The 20,327-nt window shown below is 68.8% G+C and carries 22 protein-coding genes; 9 read left to right on the top strand and 13 right to left on the bottom strand.

Annotated elements, in window-relative coordinates; all coding sequences use genetic code 11:
- The first annotated feature begins 90 nt into the window (after positions 1-90).
- From CH341_RS15530 to CH341_RS15500, 7 genes are read left to right on the top strand one after another with little or no spacing between them, the layout of a single operon-like run.
- Positions 91-1,206 (top strand): microcin C ABC transporter permease YejB, encoded by a 1,116-nt coding sequence (locus CH341_RS15530; RefSeq protein WP_111419917.1) that lies wholly within the window; start codon positions 91-93, stop codon positions 1,204-1,206.
- Position 1,207: 1 nt separating this feature from the next.
- The gene (locus CH341_RS15525) at positions 1,208-2,437 is read left to right on the top strand and encodes an ABC transporter permease (protein WP_210208346.1); all 1,230 of its coding nucleotides are present in this window, start codon (positions 1,208-1,210) and stop codon (positions 2,435-2,437) included.
- Between the two features lie 49 nt (positions 2,438-2,486).
- Positions 2,487-2,726 (top strand): hypothetical protein, encoded by a 240-nt coding sequence (locus CH341_RS15520; RefSeq protein ID WP_111419916.1) that lies wholly within the window; start codon positions 2,487-2,489, stop codon positions 2,724-2,726.
- The gene (locus CH341_RS15515; protein WP_111419915.1) at positions 2,710-3,186 is read left to right on the top strand and encodes a type II toxin-antitoxin system VapC family toxin; all 477 of its coding nucleotides are present in this window, start codon (positions 2,710-2,712) and stop codon (positions 3,184-3,186) included. The genes CH341_RS15520 and CH341_RS15515 overlap by 17 nt, the downstream gene beginning before the upstream one ends.
- On the top strand, positions 3,183-4,808 hold the full coding sequence (locus tag CH341_RS15510; RefSeq protein WP_111419914.1) for an ABC transporter ATP-binding protein: 1,626 nt from the start codon (positions 3,183-3,185) through the stop codon (positions 4,806-4,808). Before CH341_RS15515 ends, CH341_RS15510 begins: the two co-directional genes overlap by 4 nt.
- Before the next feature lie 56 nt (positions 4,809-4,864).
- Positions 4,865-5,497, top strand: coding sequence for an NUDIX domain-containing protein (locus CH341_RS15505; protein WP_111419913.1), 633 nt, complete (start codon positions 4,865-4,867; stop codon positions 5,495-5,497).
- 4 nt (positions 5,498-5,501) lie between these two features.
- Positions 5,502-6,191 (top strand): DsbA family protein, encoded by a 690-nt coding sequence (locus CH341_RS15500; protein ID WP_111419912.1) that lies wholly within the window; start codon positions 5,502-5,504, stop codon positions 6,189-6,191.
- Here CH341_RS15500 and CH341_RS15495 read toward each other — a convergent pair whose 3' ends face one another.
- The 3 genes from CH341_RS15495 to CH341_RS15485 are packed head-to-tail and all read right to left on the bottom strand — an operon-like array spanning position 6,192 to position 8,946.
- Positions 6,192-6,668 (bottom strand): HXXEE domain-containing protein, encoded by a 477-nt coding sequence (locus CH341_RS15495; protein WP_111419911.1) that lies wholly within the window; start codon positions 6,666-6,668, stop codon positions 6,192-6,194.
- 35 nt (positions 6,669-6,703) lie between these two features.
- Positions 6,704-7,573, bottom strand: coding sequence for a C40 family peptidase (locus CH341_RS15490; RefSeq protein ID WP_111419910.1), 870 nt, complete (start codon positions 7,571-7,573; stop codon positions 6,704-6,706).
- Complete coding sequence (locus CH341_RS15485) at positions 7,570-8,946, bottom strand: leucyl aminopeptidase family protein (RefSeq protein ID WP_111419909.1); 1,377 nt, start codon at positions 8,944-8,946, stop codon at positions 7,570-7,572. The genes CH341_RS15490 and CH341_RS15485 overlap by 4 nt, the downstream gene beginning before the upstream one ends.
- A 176-nt stretch (positions 8,947-9,122) precedes the next feature.
- Between CH341_RS15485 and CH341_RS15480 the strand changes: the two genes are divergently transcribed.
- Together CH341_RS15480 and CH341_RS15475 are read left to right on the top strand one after the other, a co-directional pair.
- Positions 9,123-9,749 carry a glutathione S-transferase family protein gene (locus CH341_RS15480; protein ID WP_111419908.1) on the top strand — a complete coding sequence of 209 codons (627 nt, stop codon included), beginning with the start codon at positions 9,123-9,125 and terminating at the stop codon, positions 9,747-9,749.
- A gap of 158 nt (positions 9,750-9,907) precedes the next feature.
- Complete coding sequence (locus CH341_RS15475) at positions 9,908-10,753, top strand: tetratricopeptide repeat protein (RefSeq protein WP_111419907.1); 846 nt, start codon at positions 9,908-9,910, stop codon at positions 10,751-10,753.
- Between the two features lie 134 nt (positions 10,754-10,887).
- Here CH341_RS15475 and CH341_RS15470 read toward each other — a convergent pair whose 3' ends face one another.
- From CH341_RS15470 to CH341_RS15425, 10 genes are all read right to left on the bottom strand, one after another.
- The gene (locus CH341_RS15470) at positions 10,888-11,853 is read right to left on the bottom strand and encodes a type II secretion system F family protein (protein ID WP_111419906.1); all 966 of its coding nucleotides are present in this window, start codon (positions 11,851-11,853) and stop codon (positions 10,888-10,890) included.
- An 8-nt stretch (positions 11,854-11,861) separates the two neighbouring features.
- A complete protein-coding gene (locus CH341_RS15465) occupies positions 11,862-12,839 on the bottom strand; it encodes a type II secretion system F family protein (RefSeq protein ID WP_111419905.1) in 978 nt (325 codons plus the stop codon).
- 96 nt (positions 12,840-12,935) lie between these two features.
- The gene (locus tag CH341_RS15460; RefSeq protein WP_111419904.1) at positions 12,936-14,462 is read right to left on the bottom strand and encodes a TadA family conjugal transfer-associated ATPase; all 1,527 of its coding nucleotides are present in this window, start codon (positions 14,460-14,462) and stop codon (positions 12,936-12,938) included.
- A gap of 19 nt (positions 14,463-14,481) precedes the next feature.
- Positions 14,482-15,753, bottom strand: a complete 1,272-nt coding sequence (locus CH341_RS15455; RefSeq protein ID WP_111419903.1) for a CpaE/TadZ family protein — start codon at positions 15,751-15,753, stop codon at positions 14,482-14,484.
- Complete coding sequence (locus CH341_RS15450) at positions 15,750-16,526, bottom strand: CpaD family pilus assembly protein (protein WP_245431077.1); 777 nt, start codon at positions 16,524-16,526, stop codon at positions 15,750-15,752. The genes CH341_RS15455 and CH341_RS15450 overlap by 4 nt, the downstream gene beginning before the upstream one ends.
- A 25-nt stretch (positions 16,527-16,551) precedes the next feature.
- A complete protein-coding gene (locus CH341_RS15445) occupies positions 16,552-18,003 on the bottom strand; it encodes a type II and III secretion system protein family protein (protein ID WP_245431076.1) in 1,452 nt (483 codons plus the stop codon).
- A 44-nt stretch (positions 18,004-18,047) separates the two neighbouring features.
- On the bottom strand, positions 18,048-18,848 hold the full coding sequence (gene cpaB, locus CH341_RS15440) for a Flp pilus assembly protein CpaB (protein ID WP_111419901.1): 801 nt from the start codon (positions 18,846-18,848) through the stop codon (positions 18,048-18,050).
- A 216-nt stretch (positions 18,849-19,064) separates the two neighbouring features.
- Positions 19,065-19,568: an A24 family peptidase gene (locus CH341_RS15435; protein ID WP_111419900.1), complete on the bottom strand. Its 504-nt coding sequence runs from the start codon at positions 19,566-19,568 to the stop codon at positions 19,065-19,067.
- Positions 19,569-19,570: 2 nt separating this feature from the next.
- Positions 19,571-19,744 carry a Flp family type IVb pilin gene (locus CH341_RS15430; protein ID WP_111419899.1) on the bottom strand — a complete coding sequence of 58 codons (174 nt, stop codon included), beginning with the start codon at positions 19,742-19,744 and terminating at the stop codon, positions 19,571-19,573.
- A 186-nt stretch (positions 19,745-19,930) separates the two neighbouring features.
- A complete protein-coding gene (locus CH341_RS15425; protein ID WP_111419898.1) occupies positions 19,931-20,104 on the bottom strand; it encodes a Flp family type IVb pilin in 174 nt (57 codons plus the stop codon).
- Positions 20,105-20,327 lie beyond the last annotated feature (223 nt).

Here is a 20,327-nt window from a genome sequence, read left to right as displayed (position 1 = left end):
AGCGCGTGCTCCGCACGCGCCCGACCCTCCCCCTCCAGGGGAGGGTGAAGACCGCTACACTGACGAGATGATAAAGGCTGATCGAACCCCATGACCGCCTACATCGTCCGCCGCCTGCTGTTCATGATCCCGACGCTGCTCGGCATCATGCTGGTGTCCTTCGTCGTGGTGCAGTTCGCCCCGGGCGGTCCCGTGGAGCGGGTGATCGCACAGCTCTCCGGCTCCGACACCGGCGCGACCTCGCGCATCTCGGGAGGCGCGGGGGGCGACTTCGGCGCCCGCGGCCAGATGCAGGGCGGCGCCCAGATGGACGCGAGCTCGTCGAAATACCGGGGCGCGCAGGGGCTCGACCCCGAATTCATCAAGAACCTGGAGCGCCAGTTCGGCTTCGACAAGCCGGCCTGGGAGCGCTTCTTCATCATGCTGAAGAACTACATCACGTTCGACTTCGGCAAGAGCTACTTCCGCGACGTCAAGGTGCTGGATCTGATCAAGGAAAAATTGCCGGTCTCGATGTCGCTCGGCATCTGGATGCTGCTGCTCACCTACCTGATCTCGATCCCGCTCGGTATCCGCAAGGCGGTGCGCGACGGCTCGCAGTTCGACGTGTGGACGTCGGGCGTCATCATCATCGGCTACGCCATCCCGGGCTTCCTGTTCGCCATCCTGCTGATCATCCTGTTCGCCGGCGGCTCCTTCTTCGACTGGTTCCCGCTGCGCGGCCTGACCTCGGACAACTGGGCGCGGCTCTCCTGGTGGCAGAAGATCCTCGACTATTTCTGGCACCTCGTGCTGCCGATCCTGTCGATGGGCATCGGCGCCTTCGCCACCATGACGCTGCTCACCAAGAATTCTTTTCTGGACGAGATCCGCAAGCAATACGTGCTCACGGCGCGGGCCAAGGGCTGCACCGAGCGGCAGGTGCTGTACGGCCACGTCTTCCGCAACGCCATGCTGCTGATCATCGCCGGCTTTCCGAGCGCCTTCGTGCACGCCTTCTTCTCCGGCTCGCTGCTGATCGAGACGATCTTCTCGCTCGACGGCCTCGGGCTCCTCGGCTTCGAGAGCGTGCTCAACCGCGACTATCCGGTGGTGTTCGCGACCCTCTACATCTTCTCCCTCGTGGGCCTGATCGTGAACCTGATCTCCGACCTCACCTACACCTGGGTCGATCCGCGGATCGACTTCGAGACCCGGGAGGTGTGAGATGGACGCACCCGCCACCACGCCGATCCGCCCGACCGGCCCGGCCGGCACGGCCGGCACGCCCCCGGGCGAGACGCCCGACACCACGGCGGTGTCGCCCTCCGGGCTCAGCGTCCTGCCCGAGATGCGCCCGCTCAAGGTGTCGCCGGTCACCCGGCGCCGCTGGCTGAACTTCAAGGCGAACCGCCGCGGCTTCGTCTCGCTGTGGGTGTTCCTGGTGTTGTTCACGGTGTCGCTGTTCGCCGAGTTCATCGCCAACGACCGGCCGTTCCTGGTCACCTACGACGGGCACTGGTACTTCCCGGTGCTGGTCGACTATCCGGAGACGACCTTCGGGGGCGACTTCGAGACGCGGGCCGACTTCCGCGATCCCTATCTGCAGAAGCAGATCGCCGAGAAGGGCGGCACCATGCTGTGGCCGCCGATCCGCTACTCCTACAACACCCACAATCTCGATCTGCCGACGCCCGCCCCCTCGCCGCCGACCTGGATGCTGACCGAGGCCCAGTGCAAGGCCGTGGTGGACCGCAAGGGCCTCTCGGGCTGCCGCGATCTCGAATACAACTGGCTCGGCACCGACGACCAGGGCCGCGACGTGGTCGCCCGCCTGCTCTACGGCTTCCGCCTCTCGGTGTTGTTCGGGCTGTGCCTGACGCTCGTCTCGTCCGCCATCGGCATCGCGGCCGGCGCCGTGCAGGGCTATTTCGGCGGCTGGACCGACCTGCTGTTCCAGCGATTCATCGAGATCTGGACCTCGGTGCCGTCGCTCTATCTGCTGCTGATCATCTCGTCCGTTCTGGTGCCGGGCTTCTTCGTGCTGCTCGGGATCCTGCTGTTGTTCTCCTGGGTGTCGCTGGTCGGCCTGGTGCGGGCCGAGTTCCTGCGCGGGCGAAACTTCGAATACGTGCAGGCGGCGCGCGCGCTCGGCGTCTCCAACACGCTGATCATGTTCCGCCACCTGCTGCCCAACGCCATGGTGGCGACGCTCACCTTCCTGCCCTTCATCCTGTCGTCCTCGGTGATGACGCTGACGGCCCTCGACTTCCTCGGCTTCGGCCTGCCGCCCGGCTCGCCCTCGCTCGGCGAGATGCTCGGCCAGGGCAAGGCCAACGTTCAGGCCCCCTGGCTCGGCCTCACCGCCTTCTTCACCGTCGCCGTGATGCTGTCGCTTCTGATCTTCATCGGCGAGGCCGTCCGCGACGCCTTCGACCCGAGGAAGGCGTTCGGGTGAGTTTCTTCGCGTTTCGCGCTATGATGGCCGTGGCCGAAGGAGGCTGCCCATGAATAAGATCGTGCGAGAGAACTACCCCGCCTCGAATCTGCCGGAGGACCTGCGCCCGAGCAGCGACCCGGATGCGCGGGTGCGGGTGACGATCGAGGACGCACCGATCGACACAGAGAAGAAATCCGAGCAAGTCATGACCTTGGAGGAAATCTTTTCGCTGACGGGATTCCGGCGCAGGACCAAAGAGGAGATCGACGAAGACGTTCGTCGAGACAGAGATGAATGGGACCATTGAATCGGCGTTGTCGGTCTACATCGACACGAACATATTCATCTACTCCATCGAGGGCACCGCCGAAACGGCGGAGCCGGCGCGGAAGCTGATGAGATTCCTCCGGAACAACCCTGGCATCGCGGTGACGAGTGAGATTACCCTCGCCGAATCACTCGCCCCGACGAAGCGGCAGGACGCCCTGCCACTTCCGGTCAAGCGACGGGTCTACCTCGATCTTCTCGTCGGAAGCCGGGCGGTCGAGCTCGTTCCAGTCAGCCGGGAGATCCTGATCGAGACGGCAGAGCTTCGCACTGTGGCCAACCTCAAGCTTCCGGACGCGATTCATCTCGCGACGGCCGCTCGCATGCGCTGCAGGTCTTTGGTCTGCGAGGACGGTGATTTCAAGGATCTGCCCGACGGCATGACGCGCGTCCGCCCCACCATGCAGGCCATCGACGATCTCTTGAAGGACCTCACGTGACCCCCCTCCTCTCCGTCAAGGACCTCTCGGTCTCGTTCCGCCAGGGTGAGCGGCAGATTCTCGCCGTGGACCGGGTGTCGTTCGATGTCGCCAAGGGCGAGACGCTGGCGCTGGTCGGCGAGTCGGGGTCCGGCAAGTCGGTGACGGCACTGTCGGTGATGAAGCTGCTGCCCTATCCGACGGCGAGCCACCCCAGCGGCCGCATCACGTTCAAGGGCCAGGAGCTGATCGCGCTCGCCGACGACCAGATGCGCCGGGTACGGGGCGACGACATCTCGATCATCTTCCAGGAGCCGATGACGTCGCTCAATCCGCTCCACACCATCGAGAAGCAGATCGCCGAAATTCTCCTCCTGCATCGCGGCCTGACCGGCGACGCCGCGCGGAAGAGAATCGTCGAGCTGCTGAGCCAGGTCGGTATTCCGGATCCGGAGGGGCGGCTCGGCAGCTATCCGCACCAGCTCTCGGGCGGGCAGCGCCAGCGCGTGATGATCGCCATGGCGCTCGCCAACGAGCCCGACCTGCTGATCGCCGACGAGCCGACCACGGCGCTCGACGTCACGGTGCAGGCGCAGATCCTCTCGCTCCTGAAGGACATCCAGACGCGCCTCGGCATGTCGATGCTGTTCATCACCCACGACCTCGGCATCGTGCGACGGATCGCCGACCGGGTCTGCGTGATGAAGCAGGGCAAGATCGTCGAGCAGGGTCCGGTCGAGCGGGTGTTCACGGCGCCCGAGCATCCCTACACGTGCGAGCTGCTGGCCTGCGAGCCGAAGCCCGATCCGGCGCCGCTGCAGCCCGATGCGCCGATCGTGATCGAGACGAAGGATCTGAAGGTCTGGTTCCCGGTGAAGCGCGGCGTGATGCGCAAGGTCGTCGGCCACATCAAGGCGGTGGACGGCATCGACATCGCGGTGCGCAAGGGCGAGACGCTCGGCATCGTCGGCGAATCCGGATCCGGCAAGACGACGCTCGGCCTCGCGATCCTGCGGCTGATCTCCTCGCAGGGCCCGATCGTGTTCTTCGGCAACGAGCTGCAGGGCCTCAAGTTCAAGGAGATGCGGCCGTTCCGCCGCGACATGCAGATCGTCTTCCAGGATCCGTTCGGCTCGCTCTCGCCTCGCATGTCGATCGCCGACATCATCGCGGAGGGGCTGTGGGTGCATCATCCGAAGATGTCGGCCGGCGAGCGCGAGCAGCGGGTGATCAACGCGCTCACCGATGTCGGCCTCGATCCGGAGTCGCGCTTCCGCTATCCGCACGAGTATTCGGGCGGCCAGCGCCAGCGCATCGCGGTCGCCCGCGCGCTGGTGCTGGAGCCGACCTTCATGGTGCTGGACGAGCCGACCAGCGCGCTCGACATGCTGATCCAGTCGCAGATCGTCGACCTGCTGCGCGATCTGCAGAAGCGCCGCAACCTGACCTACCTGTTCATCTCGCACGATCTTCGCGTGGTCGCGGCGCTCGCCAGCCGCCTGGTGGTGATGCGGCACGGCAAGGTGGTGGAGGAGGGCCCGGCCGCCGAGGTGTTCAACGCGCCGAAGAGCGCCTACACCAAGGCGCTGTTCGCCGCCGCCTTCAATATCGCGACCTCTCCCGAGGGCGTGGTGGCGCAGTGACGGCGCCGGGCACCCCAGAATGACGGAGACCGCCTGGTTTGTGCTATGACGCCCGCATGAACAAGCAGTCTCCTCCTCCCGTCCTCGCCGATGCGCCCGCCGAGGTCGCGCTCGACGGGCCCGCGCTGATCGGTCCCGGCTTCCGCCGTTACGAGCGCTACGGCGTGACGATCGATCACGGCGGCCAGCCGGCGACGATGTCGCGCGACATTCTCAGGATCGGCCGCACCGTCGGCATGATCGCGGTCGACCTCGCCCGCGACGAGATCGTGCTGATCCGCCAGTTCCGCCTCGCCTCTCACATCGCCACCGGCCGCGGCGACCTGGTCGAGATCCCGGCCGGCTACATCGAGCCCGACGAGGCGCCGGCCGCCGCCGCGCATCGCGAATGCGTCGAGGAGATCGGCGTCGCGCCGCGGGCGCTGCGCGAGGTCTTCACCTTCATGCCGGCGCCCGGCATGCTGGAGGAGTTCGCCCACATCTTCCTGGTCTCGGTCGACGCCTCGCAGGTGCCGGAGCAGGCCGGGGCGACCACCGAGATCGAGCATACCCGGCCGATCCGGGTGCCGATCGACGAGGCGATCGCCACGCTCGATGCCGGCACCATCCACAACGGCTACCTGATCCTGGCGCTGCAATGGCTCGCGCTCAACCGCGGCCGTCTCGCCGTGCTGCTCGGAGAGGACTGAACGCATGCCCGTCACGACACTGCGCGCCGTCGCGGCGCTCCTCGCCCTCCTGGTGCTGGCGTGGGCGCCCGCCGGGCACGCGCAGGACGGAGCCCTCTTCCCGATCAAGGGCGAGGACGGCTCGCCGGTCGTCAACTACAAGGTGCCGGTGGAGCTCGAAAGCAGCATCGAGCAGCTCCCGGGCGTCGTCGTGGTCGGCAATCCCAAGGGCGACGTGACGCTCGCCGAGTTCTACGATCTCAACTGCCCGTTCTGCCGCAAGGCCGCGGCCGACACGGCGGCGCTGCTCGCCGCCGACCCCGAGCTGCGGATCGTGCTGGTGCCGTTCCCGGTGCTCGGCGTGCCGTCGATCCAGGCGTCGCGGGTCGAGCTCGCCGTCGCCAAGGTCGGCACGCCGGCGCAGTTCCAGGCGTTTCTCCAGAAGGTCTTCGCCGGCCGCGGCACCGTCGACGGCAAGCGCGCGCTCGCCGTCGCCAAGGAGCTCGGCTTCGCAGTGCCGACGATCACCAAGGCGGCCGACGAGGACGACATCACCGACACGATGATCGCCCATGTGCGGCTCGGCAATTCGCTCGGCCTGCAGGCGACGCCGTCCTACGTGGTCAAGGGCGTCGCCGTGCTGGGCCATCCGGGCAGGACGGCGCTCGAGCAGATCATCGCCTCGGTGCGCCGCTGCGACCAGATCAGCTGCTGATCAGCGGTTGCGCTGGTCGAAATAGGGCCGTCCCTTCAGGTTCAGCATCACGACCGGGCTCGCCATCAGGAGGGCGCCGCCCAGGATCGCGCCCGTCACCGTGGTGGCATCGAGGTCGCCCTGCGCGCCGGCGGCGCGGAACACCGCGATGCCGAGCGGCAGGAACAGCAGCACGGCCGTGATCAGGCCGGGCGAGAACCGGCCGCGCGTCTTCACGAAGGGCAGGATGTGGAAGAAGATCGCGTTGATGATCATCAGCGCGGCATACACCAGCGGTGCCCAGGGCAGCGTCGGGGCCAGCATCGCCTGGGCGATGCCGAGCGCGACGACGACCGAGTTGGTGACGTAGAAGTCGGGCCACTCGACCGGCAGGCCGATCACGGCGCGCGCCCAGTTGCGCCAGTCGAAGGTGTATTCCTCCAGAATGTGGATCGCATAGGCCGCCATCGAGAGCCAGGCGAGATCGGCGAGGGTCATGGTCGCTCCTGCTCGGTCGAACGATTACGTATCGTCTACGGGGCGGCGCGCGGCTGCGCGGCGAGGCGCCTCACGCCCGTGATGGCGCTGCCGGCGGCGGCGATGCGGCGCACCGCGTCCTCGGTCCGCTCGATCGCCACCATCAGGTGATGCGCGTTGGCGTGAACGATGGTCGCGGCGTCGCGCACGATCGCGACATGGCCCTTCCAGAAGATCAGGTCGCCGCGGCGGAGCGCCGACAGGTCGGGCGGATCGGCGAGCGCCGTGCCGAGCGTGCGCTCCTGCATGTCGCTGTCGCGCGGCGCCGCCACGCCGGCGGCGGCGAGCGACACCTGCACCAGCCCCGAGCAGTCGAGCCCGAGGCTCGTCTTGCCGCCCCACAGATACGGCGTGCCGACGAACTGTTCCGCGACCGCGACGAAGTCCGGCTCGGCCGTGTCGATCGGCGCGAGATGCGCCGCGAACACGAAGCCGCCGGAGGGCAGCACGGCGAAGACGCCGTCCGTTCGCGTCACCGCGACGTGGCAGCCGAGCGAGATCGTCGCGAGCGGCGGCACCTTGATCGACGGTCCCGGGAACACGAAGGTGCGCAGCGCGGCGACACGGTGGGTCGGCGCCGGGCCGGGCGGCGCCAGCGCGTGGCTCGGCAGGTACCCCACATAGCCGTCGGCGAGCTGCCCCCAGGCCCAGCCCTCGTCGTCCTCCTCGAACACCGTGACGCGCTCGCCCAGGAGCGCCTCGGTGTCGAGCGGCGCGTCGGGCTCGCGATGCCGCCGCAGCGGCGCCTGCGGATCGCTCACGACGCGCGCGACGCCTTCGACGAAGCGCGCCGCCGCGACCCGCCCCTCGAGATGCTTCGCCGCGAGATCGGGACGCGCGGGGGTCAGCCGCGGATCAAAAGTCATCCGTAACGCTCGCACAGCAGCGCGTAGAGGGCGCGGGCGGCCTGGCATTCGCCGCCTTCCGGGCGACCGGGCTTCGCCGACGGCGTCCAGGCGTAGATGTCGAGATGCAGCCAGCTCTGCGCCGCGGCGACGAAGCGGCCGAGGAACAGCGCGCACAGGATCGAGCCGGCGAAGCCGGAGGTGCCGACATTGTTCACCTCGGCGACCTTCGACTCGATCATCTGCTCGTAGGGACGCCACAGCGGCATCCGCCACAGCGGGTCGTGCTCGGCGGCGCCATGCTTCGCCAAGGTGTCGGCCAGTGCGTCGTCGTCGGTGTAGAAGGGCGGCAGGTCGGGCCCGAGCGCGACCCGCGCCGCACCGGTGAGCGTGCCCATGTCGATCAGCAGCTCCGGCGCCTCCTCGTCGGCCAGGGCGAGCGCGTCGGCCAGCACCAGCCGCCCCTCCGCATCGGTGTTGCCGATCTCCACCGTGATCCCCTTGCGCGACGGGCAGACGTCGAGCGGCCGGAAGGCGTCTCCCGAGACGGCGTTCTCGACAGCCGGGATCAGCACGCGCAGGCGCAGCTTCAGGCCCCGCCCCATGATCATGTGGGCCAGCGCCAGCACGGTCGCGGCCCCGCCCATGTCCTTCTTCATCAGGCGCATGGAGGACTCGTTCTTGAGATCGAGCCCGCCGGTGTCGAAGCACACGCCCTTGCCGACCAGCGTCACCTTCGGCGCGGCGGGATCGCCCCAGACGAGATCGATCAGCCGCGGTGCCCGCGACGAGGCGCGACCGACCGCGTGGACGAGCGGAAAGTTCTCGGTCAGGAGGTCGTCGCCGACGATGCTGCGCAGGGTCGCGCCGTGGCGGTCGGCGAGCTTCCTCGCGACCTCCTCGAGCTCGGCCGGGCCCATGTCGTTGGACGGCGTGTTGACCAGGTCGCGGGCCAGATAGACGGCCTCGGCGACGCAGGGGAGATCGCGGCCGACGCCGTCCGGCGGCACCAGCTTCACGTCGCGGTCGCCGCCCGGCTGGTAGCGGCCGAACCGGTACGCCCCGAGCGCGAAGGCGAGCGCGGCGAGCCGCGCGTCCTCGACCGGCTCGGCGAACCGGTAGGTGCCGCGCGGCAGCAGGCCGGGCAGCCGGCCCGGCAGGAACGGATCGCGGCCGGCCCGGCCCGGCGGATCGACACCGAACACCACCGCGGCCAGGCGGCCCTTGGCATCCGGCAGCAGGGCGTGGCGCCCCGGCTTGGGCTCGAAGCCGACCGCCTCGGCGAAGGCGATGGCGGCCGGATCGAGCCGCGCGCGCACCACGGGCCATGTCCCGGGATCGACCAGGAAGATCGGGGTCGCGGTGGTGCCGATGGTCGCAAATGCCGGTTGCATGCCGAATGGTCCCTGATCGCGGAACCATGCTGCTAACACGCAGCCGCGCCGACTTGAAGCACCGCGCGCGGCCGCGGCCGGCCGGGCCGGGCGCGTGGACGTCGTCGCCGGGTTCGACTATTCGGGTCGGCGGCGCGACGCGAGCGCGCGACACGAGGATTCCGGCGAGGACCCGCATGGCGATCGAGTTCTACACCTACAACACCCCCAACGGCCGCAAGATCAGCGTCGCGCTGGAGGAGATGGGGCTGCCCTACACGGTGAGGGTCGTCGACATCGGCAAGGACCAGCAGTTCCAGCCCGCCTTCCTGGCGATCAGCCCGAACAACAAGATCCCGGCCATCGTCGATCCCGACGGCCCGGACGGCGCCCCGATCAGCGTGTTCGAGTCGGGTGCCATCCTGATCTACCTGGCCGAGAAGACCGGCCTGTTCATGCCGCGCGACCTGCGCGGCCGCGTCCCGGTGCTGGAGTGGCTGATGTTCCAGATGGCCGGCTTCGGCCCCGCCCCCGGCCAGGTGCATCACTTCCTGCAGGTCGAGAACGAGCAGGACCGCCGCTACGGCCTCGAGCGCTTCTCCAAGGAGACGCACCGGCTCTACGGCGTGATGGACCGCCGCCTCGCCGACCACGCCTTCTTCGCCGGCGACATCTCGATCGCCGACTTCGCCGTCGTCGGCTGGGCGTGGCGGCACGAGCGCCACAAGGTCGATCTCGCCCAGTACCCGAACGTGAAGCGGTGGTACGAGACCATGATGGCGCGGCCCGGCGTCGCCAAGGGCTTCGCGGTGCCGCTGAGCTGATCATCCCTCCGGCTGCGGCGCGGTGGCGGAGCGTTGCCCCGCCGCCACGCCGCGGCCGCATCCGATTCGCGCCAAATACTTTAACCGACCGTTAGGGTTAACGGCTTATTGCTGATCCCGTACCGGCCCGCATTCGCCGGTGCGAGTGAGGTTCCGCCGTGCCCCTTCCCTTCCGCCGTCACCGGCTCCTGGCGTCCGTCGCGTGTCTCGGGCTGCTCGCCCTCTCGACGGCCGGCTGCACCACCACGGGCAACACGCTCGTCTCCGCCCTGAGCTCCTCGGGCGGCGACCGGACCGCCTCGGTCTCGACCGCAGCATCGCAGCCGCGCAGCGAGGCCGAATGGCGGCGCGAGGCCGAGGTGTACGGCGCCAAGTACCGGGCCGACCCGTCCGACAAGGCGAGCGCGATGGCCTATGCCAAGGCGCTGAGCGCCACCGGCCAGCGCGCCCAGGCCGTGTCGGTGCTGGAGCAGGCCTCGCTGCGCAACCCCAACGACCAGCCGCTGCTCGGCGCCTACGGCCGGGCGCTCGCCGATTCGGGGCGCTGGGAGCAGGCGCTCGAGGTGCTCGGCCGCGCCCACACGCCGGACCGGCCCGACTGGCGCATCCTCTCGGCCCAGGGCACGGTGCTGGACCAGCTCGGCCGCCACAAGGACGCCCAGGCCTATTACGCGAGCGCCCTCAAGATCATGCCGGACGAGCCGACGGTGCTGTCCAATCTCGGCCTCTCCTACGCGCTGGCGAAGGATCTGCCGCGCGCCGAGGCGACGCTGCGGCGCGCCGCGGCACGCCCGACCGAGGATCCGCGGGTGCGCCAGAACCTCGCTCTGGTGATCGGGCTGCAGGGCCGCTTCGCCGACGCCGAGTCGATCGCCAAGGCCGACCTGCCGCCCGACGAGGCCGCCGCCAACGTCACCTATCTGCGCGAGATGCTGGCCGACAAGGGCGGCGACTGGAAGCACATGGGCCAGCCGCCCAAGATCGCGGCGCGCGGCAAGTCATGACCGGGTGATCGCGGGCTCCGCGATCCCGCTGAAGCCCCGGAGCTCACCCTCCCCTGGAGGGGGAGGGTCGGGCGCGCCGGAAGGCGCGCACGGGGTGGGGTGATGCCCCACGCACCGGCGCCGCCTTTACGCCGTCACTTCATCGACATGACCTGGATCGCCGCCGGGCCGAGAATCACGATGAACAGCACCGGCAGGAAGAACACGATCATCGGCACGGTCAGCTTGGGCGGCAGACCGGCGGCCTTCTTTTCGGCCTCCGCCATGCGCATGTCGCGGTTCTCCTGCGCCATGACGCGCAGCGCGTTTGCCATCGGCGTGCCGTAGCGCTCGGACTGCTGCAGGGCCAGACAGACCGACTTCACGCCCTCCAGCCCGGTGCGCTTGGCGAGATTCTCGTAGGCCTGCTTGCGGTCCGGCAGGTAGGACAGCTCCGCCGTGGTCAGCGTGAACTCCTCGGCCAGCGGGATCGACTGGATGCCGACCTCCTGGCTGACCTTGCGCAGCGCCGCCTCGATCGACATGCCGGACTCGACGCAGATCAGCAGCAGGTCGAGCGCGTCCGGGAAGGCGCGGCGGATCGAGAGCTGCCGCTTCTGGATCTTGTTCTTCAGCACCAGCGGCGGAAGCTGGATGCCGAAGAAGGTCGCGCCGATGCACAGGCCGATCTTGATGGTGGTCGGCTGATCGAGGTTCAGAACGAAGAACACGTAGACGACCGACAGCACCAGCATCGCCAGCGGCGCGACCATGCGGAAGAACAGGAAGCCGACATACGGCGCCGAGCCGCGATAGCCGGCCTGGGTCAGCAGCGTTCGCGCCTCCTCCTGGCCGACCCACTTGCTGAGGTTGAACTGCTCGACCACGCGCTGCATGTACTGCTTGGGCGTCGCGCGCAGCTTGACCCGGTCGCCGCGGGCCATCAGCTCGCGCTCGCGTTGGCGGATCTTCTCGCGTTCGACCGCGACCGCGTTCATGCGCTTGGACAGCGTGTCGCTGGCGAGCAGCGGCATGGCGAGCGTGACGACGGTCGCGCCGGCCGCGATCGCCGCCAGGATCATCATCAGCAGTCTCGGATCGTGCAGCAGATCGGCAATCATGGCCCGCCTCAGAAATCGAAGTTGATCATCTTCTTCATGACGAGGATGCCGCACGTCATCCAGGCGGCCGAGCAGGCGAGCAGGATGTGCCCGGTCGGATGCGTCCACAGGAGCGAGATGTAGTCGGGGCTGGTGATGTAGACCGTGAGCATCACGATCGGCGGCAGCGCACCGATGATCGAGGCCGACGCCTTGGCCTCCATCGACATCGCCTTGATCTTCTCCTTCATCTTCTTGCGGTCGCGCAGCACGCGCGAGAGGTTCCCCAGGGCCTCGGAGAGATTGCCGCCGGCCTGCTGCTGGATCGCCACGACGATGCCGAAGAAGTTCGCCTCCGGCAGCGGGATGCGCTCGTAGAGCCGGCTGCAGGCCTCGCCGAGAGGCATGCCGATCGTCTGGGTCTCCAGGATGGCGCGGAACTCGCTGCGGATCGGCTCCTCGGAGTCGGCGACGATCACCTTCATCGAATCGAACAGCGGCAGGCCCGCCTTGATGCCGCGCACGATGACGTCGACGGCGTCCGGGAAGTGCTGCAGGAACTTCGTCTCGCGGCGCTTTCGCAGGAAGGAGAGGAGCCAGTTCGGCAGACCGGCGCCGGCGCCGAAGCCGAGCCCGAGCGCTGCCAGAGGCCCGCCGCCGCCCAGGAAGACGACGGCGAAGACGGAGACGCCGAGGACGATCCCGATGGTGATGAACTTGCGCTTCGACCAGTCGAGGCCGGCGCGGGCGATGCGGACCGACAGCGAGGGCCTGTTGGCCTTCCTGCCGCGGATCTCGATCTCCTTGAGGGTCTCCTCGATCTGCTCGCGTCGCAGCCGCTGCGGCGAGCGGCTCGCGACCTTGCGGACCGGCTCGGCCCGCACGACGCTGCCGAACCGCTCTTCCGCGGCCTTTTCGCCGGAGAGCAGCGGATAGAGGAACACCCACGCGATCCCGCCGACCGACATGGTCACCAGGAACATCAGCGCCATCGTCTGCAGGGTCATCACCGTACTCCTCGTGCCGCCCCCTCCCCTGCCGGAGACGCGGGGCGGCCCGCTACACACGCATACGCTGCCGGCGCGACGGCGCCGGCGACATCGTCAGGCGCCGCTGGCGACCTCGGCCGCGTCCAGCGCCTTGGCGAGGCGCACGTCCTCGCCGTAGTAACGGGCCCGTTCCCAGAAGCGCGGCCGGCCGATCCCGGTGGAGCGGTGGCGGCCGATCAGGCGCCCGTTCGCGTCCTCGCCCAGGAGGTCGTACAGGAACAGATCCTGGGTGATGATCACGTCGCCCTCGAGCCCCATCACCTCGGTGATGTGGGTGATCTTGCGCGAGCCGTCGCGCAGGCGCGCCGCCTGGATGACGACGTCGACGGAGGCGCACACCATCTCGCGGATGGTGCGCGACGGCAGCGAGAATCCGCCCATGGTGATCATCGATTCGAGACGCGACAGGGCCTCGCGTGGATTGTTGGCGTGCAGCGTGCCCATCGAGCCGTCGTGGCCCGTGTTCATCGCCTGCAGCAGGTCGAACGCCTCGGGTCCGCGCACCTCGCCGACGATGATGCGCTCGGGCCGCATGCGCAGGCAGTTGCGGACGAGATCCCGCATCGTCACCTGGCCCTCGCCTTCGAGGTTGGGCGGCCGCGTCTCCAGGCGCACCACGTGCGGCTGCTGGAGCTGCAGCTCGGCGGCGTCCTCGCAGGTGATGACCCGCTCCTCCTCGTCGATGTAGCGGGTCAGGCAATTGAGCAGCGTCGTCTTGCCCGAGCCGGTGCCGCCCGACACGATCGCGTTGACGCGGCAGCGGCCGATGATCTTGAGGATCTCGGCGCCCTCGGGCGTGATCGTGCCCCATCGCACGAGCTGCTCGAGCGTCAGCTTGTCCTTCTTGAACTTGCGGATGGTGAGCGCCGGACCGTCGATCGCCAGCGGCGGCACGATGACGTTGACGCGCGACCCGTCCGGCAGGCGCGCGTCGCAGATCGGCGAGGATTCGTCGACCCGCCGGCCGACCTGGCTGACGATGCGCTGGCAGATGTTGAGGAGCTGCTGGTTGTCGCGGAACCGGATGGCGGTCTTCTGGATCTTGCCGGAGACCTCGATGTACACCGTGCCGGAGCCGTTCACCATCACGTCGGCGATGTCGTCGCGGGCGAGCAGCGGCTCCAGCGGTCCGTAGCCGAGAACGTCGTTGCAGATGTCGTCGAGCAGCTCCTCCTGCTCGGCGATCGACATCACGATGTTCTTGATCGCGATGATCTCGTTGACGATGTCGCGGATTTCCTCGCGCGCCGATTCGGCGTCGAGGCGGGCCAGCTGAGCGAGGTCGATCGCCTCGATCAGGGCGCCGAAGATCGCGCTCTTGGTCTCGTAATAGGAATCCGAACGGCGCGAATCGACCGCGGTCGGCGTCCGCTGCGGCGGCGCGGCCGGCTGGTCGGCGAGCGTCGGCACCCGGCCCGCCACGGTCTGGGGCGGCGGCACCATCGGGGCGCCGAGCCCGGTCGAGGGGAACGGCGCATGCCCCGGCTCGGTCCGCTCGGGCGGCGGCGGCGCCACCGGCGCGGGCGTCATCCGCGGCGGCTCTCTCGCTTCCGTCGGCAGGCCGGACCGTCTTCCGAACACGTTGACTCTCCGGTTGCACTCAGCGGGCGAACAGCTTGCCGATCAGCGGCGGAAGCCGGCTGGGACGGGCCTTCTTCGATTCGGAGCGCCCCGTGAGGAGCTGCGCCAGATGCCGGAACGACTCGGCGATGCGGTGGGTGGACGCCACCTCGGCGATCATCTGCCCGTTGTTGGCCGCGGTGCCGAACAGTTGCGGCTCGAACGGGATGATGGCGACGGGCTCGTCTTCCAGCGCCTTGGCGAAGTCCGGCGGCTTGATCTCGGGCCGCTTCGGCACGCCGACCTGGTTGAGGCAGTAGAGCGGCCGCCGGTCGTTGGGCCGCGCGCCCTTCAGCATGTCGATGATGTTCTTGGCGTTGCGCAGGCTGGCGAGGTCCGGCGTCGCGACGACCAGGATGTCGTCGGCGCCGACCAGCACGCGCTTGGTCCAGGCCGACCACAGATGCGGCACGTCGAGCACCACGCAGGGCACGGTCGCGCGCAGCGCGTCGATCACCGGATCGAAGCTCTCCGGCGTGAAGTCGTAGACCCGGTCGATGGTGGCGGGCGCCGCCAGCAGGCTCAGATGATCGGTGCACTTCGACAGCAGCCGGTCGATATAGGCCGTGTCGACGCGCTCGGGCGAGAACACCGCGTCGGCGATGCCCTGCGGCGGATCCTGGTTGTAGTCGAGGCTCGCGGTGCCGAAGGCGAGATCCAGATCCGTGATCACGGCGTCGAGCTTGAGGTCGCGCGCCACCGCCCAGGCGACGTTGTGGGCGATGGTCGAGGCGCCGACGCCGCCCTTGGCGCCGACCACCGCGACGATGCGGCCGACCGGCTTGGCGCTCGGCGCGTGGAACAGCGTCGAGACGGCGCGCACCACGTCGATCGGGTTCACCGGGCCGATCAGGTACTCGCTGATGCCGCGGCGGACCAGCTCGCGATAGAGCGTGATGTCGTTGTAGTGGCCGATCACGATCACCCGGGTCGCCGCGTCGCAGACCTCGGCGAGCTCGTCGAGCGAGGCGAGGATCGCGTCGCCGCGGCTCTCGGTCTCCAGCATGATCACGTTCGGGGTCGGCGAGTTGCGATAAGCCTCGGTCGCCGCCGCCATGCCGCCCATCTGGACGCGCACATGCGCCTTGATCATGCGCCGGTCGCCGGCGGCCGCCTGCACGGCGGCGGCCGTCTCGGCCGTCTCGCAGAACGCCTGGACGGACACGCGGGGCGCCGGCGCGATGTAGTCGTCGCCGTCGCCGGCGACGAGGGTCTCGGGGCTGCCCGGTGGTTGCTGCTGATACGTGATCATTTGCCGACGTCGCTGATCTTGCCCTTGTCTTCCTTCGGATAGATGCCGCCCGTGGCTTCGCCCTTGCGGTACTTGTCCAGGACGACCGTGCGGCGCGACGTCATCGCCGGCGTCTCGCCGCGCGGCTGGACGAGATCCTGCGGATCGTCGACCATCGCCGCGAGATTGCGCTGGGTGGCGCAACCGAGGTTGAAATAGGGCCGGTTCGTCATGTAGTCCGGGTTGGCGTAGCTCGGGCCGATGTCGTCCGGCCACAGGCCGCAGGGGCCGGCCTCCGCCGTCATGCGCGGATAGCGGATCCGCATGGTGGCGATCTTCCTCGGGCTGTCCGGATGATAGGGCTGGACGTGGATGCCGTTGGGAGGCAGGCCGCCGGCCTGCAGGATCGACTGCACCTCGGGCAGCGCGTCGGCGGCGGCGCGCTCGTTCGGCGTGCCGGCCGGCAGCTCGATCACGATGCCGCCGGTCGCCTCGCGCTTCCAGGTCTGCGCGAAGGAGACGACCTGGGCACGCTGGGTCGGCGTCAGCGAGCCGCGATTGCTGCCGATGAACAGCTCCAGCGTCTGGTCGCCCTCCTGGATGGTGATCGGATGGCGCAGCCGGTAGTCGACCGGAACGCTGGCGGTCGGATCGCGATCGCGGGTGCCGAGGCAGCCGCCGAGCGTCGTCGCGAGCACCAGCGCCGCGGCGACGCGCAGCAGCGGGATGCGCCGCCCCGGATCGGGGATGCGGGGGCGGCTCCGCTCCGCCATGGTCGGGTCCGTTCGAGTCATCTGTCCGTCTCCCGGTCCCTGCCGCTCAGTCCAGAATGAAGCCGTATCTGCCGAAATAGGTGCGGTTCTGATTGGTGCTGCCGGTGACCCCGTAGATCCGGTTCAGCCGTCCGAGCAGCACCGAGGACGGATCCGACATGTCGGCGAAGCCGTCGTCGGGCCGCGACAGGTTCTTGGGCGCCACCGCCCGCACCATGTAGGGCGACACCAGGATCATCAGCTCGGTCTGGCGGTTCACGTAGTCGCGGCTGCGGAACAGCGTGCCCAGCACCGGCACCTGCAGGAGGCCGGGCAGGCCGTTGATCTGCTGCTTCGTCTGCTCCTGGATCATGCCGGCCATGGCGAGCGCGCCGCCGGACGGGATCTCGACGACCGTGTCGGCCCGGCGCACCCGGATCGACGGGATCGTCAGGTTCTGGCTGGCGCCCGTCACCGTGAGCGTCATGGCGTTGTCGCTCGATAGATCCGACACCTCGGTCATCACCTTCAGGCTGATCCGCCCTTCGGACAGGACCACCGGGGTGAAGTGCATGCTGATGCCGAACTTCTTGAAGTCGACCTGCGCCTGGCAGACCGGCGGCGACTTGGTCGTGTCGCAGGAGAGGCCGGCCGGGATCGGGAACTCGCCGCCGGCCAGGAAGGTCGCGCTCTCGCCCGACACGGCCGAGAGCGTCGGCTCGGCCAGCGTACGGATCACGCCGGCCCGCTCCATCGCCTTGAGGGTCGCGGAGACCGACGAGAACTTGCCCGTGATGGCCGTGTCGCTGAGATTCTGGCCGAAGGCCGAGAACGGGTTCACGGTCGTCACGTCCAGCACCGAGCTGCCGCCGCCGACCGTGCCGGAGAGATCGATGCCGAGCTGCTTGATGACGTCGCGCTGCACCTCGGCGACCGTCACCTTCAGCATCACCTGGTCGCGCCCCTTGATGACGATGGCGTTGACCACCTTGGTCTCGGCGCCGACCAGCCGGGCGGCGAGCTCGAAGGCCTGCTGCGACTCGGCCGGGCTCGCCACCGCGCCGGTGAGCATGACGCCGTCGCCGACGCCCTCGATCGACACGTCCGAGTTCGGGAACATCCGCCGCAGGCTGGCCCGCACGCCGTTGAGGTCGCGCGTCACGGCGATGTCGTAGCCGACGATCTGGGCGCCGGTCTCGTCGAAGAAGTAGATGTTGGTCTGCCCGACCTTGCCGCCGATCAGATAGGCGCGGCGCGACGAGCGGATCACCGCATTGGCGATCTCGGGATTGGCGACCAGCACGTCCTTGACGTCGCGCGGCAGGTCGATGACGACGGATTTTCCGGTGCCGAGCTGGACCGAGAGATTGCCGCCTTCGACGGCGGCGGGCTCGACGGCCACCGGCACGCGGGCGGGCGGCGGCAGCCCGCGCGGATCGGCGGCGCGGGCCGGCTGCGCGAAGCCGAATGCGGTCCCGAGCAGCACGCCCAGTGCGGCGCCCCGGATGATCGCGTTCATCGACATTTCCGCCCCCTTGGCACGCGGCGCGACCGGCGCGCCGCTCACTTCGCGATCGACGTCGAGGTCACGCCGAAGCGGACCATGTTGACCCGGTTGCTGCCGCGCTCGACATCCACCACCTCCTGCCGGTCCTTGGTCGGATCGGAGTCGGCGAGGCTGCGCAGCGCCAGCGAGAGCGAGCCCATCTGCTTGGAGACCGCGAGGGTCTCGGCCTGACGGGGCGTCAGCTCCAGGGTCGCGGTGCGGCCGACCACCACCTTCTGGCCGCCCTTCTCCTCGACCAGCTGGTCGATGGCGAGCACCCGCACGTCGGGCAGGACCGTCTCGCTCACATGCGTCTCGACGCCGGTCGCCCGCTCGGTCTCGCGGTCGCGCCGGGTGAGCAGCACGTCGACGCGGTCGTTCGGCAGGATGAAGCCGCCGGCGCCGGTCTCCGGCGAGATCTCGGTGGAGACGGCGCGCATGCCGGCCGGCAGGATCGCGGCCATGTAGCCGGATCCCTTCACGCGGATCAGCTTGCTCTCGCGCACCGGCTCGCCGGCGGCGATCGGCGTACGGGCGACGGCTCCGATGAACTGGGCGATCGCGTCCGGCCGCTCGTTGCGGCGCAGGAAGGCGGGACTCAGCGCCGCCGACGGCCAGGGCTGCCAGCCGATGTCCTGCTCGGTGAGGCTCTGGCCGATGCCGATGTCGGTCTTCGCCACCAGCACCTCCGCCGTGTCGAGCTTGGCGACCGGCTCCGGGGCAGGTCCTTCCTGGCGGTCGAGGCTGCCGGCCAGGATGGCGGCGAGGCCTCCGGCGACGACCGCGATTCCGAGAACGATCAGGCGCGCGGCTTTCATACGCTTCACTTTCCACAATGACGCGGCGGCCCGAGGGGCCGTCCTGCGAGGATTTCAGCAGGCAAAGGTCAATTCATGGTTAATGAGGCGTATCCGGTTTGCCGGATCGCGCCCGAACGAGGCCCCTGGAGCCCCGAAACACAGGGATTTTTGTAAACGAATATATCTCGCCGGGTCGCCCTGCGGCGGACCCGCGTCGCGTTCGCGCGGCGAGGCTCAGCCGATCGCCGCCATCCACGGAGTCGAGGGATAGATCAGCAGCGCGGCCGCCGCGAGCGCGATCCCGTAGGGGACGTCGCCGTCGCGCCGGTGCAGGCGCTCGATCCAGGCGCTGTCGCCCAGCCGGCCGGGCAACGCGTACTTGCGGAACTCGAGCAGAGCGAGCGTGAGCACGCCGCCGAGCAGCGAGGCGTAGAGAACGTATTCGTAGAGGAACCCGAAACCGAGCCACAGCGCCGTCGCGGCCGCGAGCTTGGCGTCGCCGCCGCCGATCCAGCCGCGGGCGAAGAACACGAAGCCGACGACGAGCACCAGCGCGGCGGCGCCGACGTGCTGGCCGATCTCGGCCAGCGGCATGCCGGTCGCCGTCGCCAGCGCGCCGAAGCCGAGCGCGAGCAGGATCGCGACGCGGTTGGAGATCGTCATCGTGAACAGGTCGCTCGAGGCGGCGAACGCCATCAGAGCCGGAAACACCAGGAGCCGCGCGGCGTCGAGCAGCATGATCAGTTCCCGCCGGAGACTTGCTCGAGGACGTTGGTGTAGCGCTCCTTCATGCTCGTGCCGATCGAGTTCACGGCGGCGATCACGGTCACCGAGATGCCGACCGCGATGATGGCGTATTCCATCGCAGTCGTGCCGCGCTCGTTCCGCAGGAACCGGGTGATGGATCCGAGCATGCTGTCCTCGATGTCGGTGCACTCGACGGGACGCTAGCGGGAAAGCCTTAAGTCCGAGTAAGCACGAAAGAACAAGCGCATCGATCGCTCACCGGCGGGCCCGCACACGCGGACGTCCGCCGCCGATGCCAGAAGGGCCCCGACCGGCGTCGAGGCCCTTCGGCGCGGAGCAGGATCCGCGAGGACCTACTGGCCGGCCGTTCCGAGCTGGGTCGAGATGTTCGTGAAGGTGTTCTTGAGCTGGCTGCCCAGCGAGTTCACGACCGCGATGATGGCGACCGAGATGCCCGCGGCGATCAGGCCGTACTCGATGGCGGTCGCACCGGACTGGTCGACGAGGAAGCGCTTGACGAGATTCATGTCGGTCTCCTTGACACACGATGTTGACTCGATGCCGGCACTGGGCGGCGACGAGCGGAGTATGGCACCGACAATTGACGGAGGTAATAAGAGGCTTCTTAGAAACCCGTCTCGGGATTTGCTTCAAAGGCGACGCGACCCGTTCGAATCTCGTTCACCACGACGCGGCCGACGCGGCCGGAACGCCGGCCCCGAACAGCAGAAGGCCCCGGACCGACGGTCC

Source organism: Rhodoplanes roseus (genome assembly GCF_003258865.1).
Lineage (GTDB): Bacteria > Pseudomonadota > Alphaproteobacteria > Rhizobiales > Xanthobacteraceae > Rhodoplanes > Rhodoplanes roseus.
Note: the sequence above shows the minus strand (reverse complement) of the source record. Positions and strands in the feature narration are given on the sequence as shown.

What these genes read in the sequence shown, in the direction of transcription:
- CH341_RS15530 (WP_111419917.1), top strand. Translation starts at nt 91, where the DNA reads ATGACCGCCTACATCGTCCGCCGCCTGCTGTTCATGATCCCGACGCTG.
- CH341_RS15525 (WP_210208346.1), top strand. Translation starts at nt 1,208, where the DNA reads ATGGACGCACCCGCCACCACGCCGATCCGCCCGACCGGCCCGGCCGGC.
- CH341_RS15520 (WP_111419916.1), top strand. Translation starts at nt 2,487, where the DNA reads ATGAATAAGATCGTGCGAGAGAACTACCCCGCCTCGAATCTGCCGGAG.
- CH341_RS15515 (WP_111419915.1), top strand. Translation starts at nt 2,710, where the DNA reads ATGAATGGGACCATTGAATCGGCGTTGTCGGTCTACATCGACACGAAC.
- CH341_RS15505 (WP_111419913.1), top strand. Translation starts at nt 4,865, where the DNA reads ATGAACAAGCAGTCTCCTCCTCCCGTCCTCGCCGATGCGCCCGCCGAG.
- CH341_RS15500 (WP_111419912.1), top strand. Translation starts at nt 5,502, where the DNA reads ATGCCCGTCACGACACTGCGCGCCGTCGCGGCGCTCCTCGCCCTCCTG.
- CH341_RS15495 (WP_111419911.1), bottom strand. Translation starts at nt 6,668, where the DNA reads ATGACCCTCGCCGATCTCGCCTGGCTCTCGATGGCGGCCTATGCGATC.
- CH341_RS15490 (WP_111419910.1), bottom strand. Translation starts at nt 7,573, where the DNA reads ATGACTTTTGATCCGCGGCTGACCCCCGCGCGTCCCGATCTCGCGGCG.
- CH341_RS15485 (WP_111419909.1), bottom strand. Translation starts at nt 8,946, where the DNA reads ATGCAACCGGCATTTGCGACCATCGGCACCACCGCGACCCCGATCTTC.
- CH341_RS15480 (WP_111419908.1), top strand. Translation starts at nt 9,123, where the DNA reads ATGGCGATCGAGTTCTACACCTACAACACCCCCAACGGCCGCAAGATC.
- CH341_RS15470 (WP_111419906.1), bottom strand. Translation starts at nt 11,853, where the DNA reads ATGATTGCCGATCTGCTGCACGATCCGAGACTGCTGATGATGATCCTG.
- CH341_RS15465 (WP_111419905.1), bottom strand. Translation starts at nt 12,839, where the DNA reads ATGACCCTGCAGACGATGGCGCTGATGTTCCTGGTGACCATGTCGGTC.
- CH341_RS15455 (WP_111419903.1), bottom strand. Translation starts at nt 15,753, where the DNA reads ATGATCACGTATCAGCAGCAACCACCGGGCAGCCCCGAGACCCTCGTC.
- CH341_RS15450 (WP_245431077.1), bottom strand. Translation starts at nt 16,526, where the DNA reads ATGACTCGAACGGACCCGACCATGGCGGAGCGGAGCCGCCCCCGCATC.
- CH341_RS15445 (WP_245431076.1), bottom strand. Translation starts at nt 18,003, where the DNA reads ATGAACGCGATCATCCGGGGCGCCGCACTGGGCGTGCTGCTCGGGACC.
- cpaB (WP_111419901.1), bottom strand. Translation starts at nt 18,848, where the DNA reads ATGAAAGCCGCGCGCCTGATCGTTCTCGGAATCGCGGTCGTCGCCGGA.
- CH341_RS15435 (WP_111419900.1), bottom strand. Translation starts at nt 19,568, where the DNA reads ATGCTGCTCGACGCCGCGCGGCTCCTGGTGTTTCCGGCTCTGATGGCG.
- CH341_RS15430 (WP_111419899.1), bottom strand. Translation starts at nt 19,744, where the DNA reads ATGCTCGGATCCATCACCCGGTTCCTGCGGAACGAGCGCGGCACGACT.
- CH341_RS15425 (WP_111419898.1), bottom strand. Translation starts at nt 20,104, where the DNA reads ATGAATCTCGTCAAGCGCTTCCTCGTCGACCAGTCCGGTGCGACCGCC.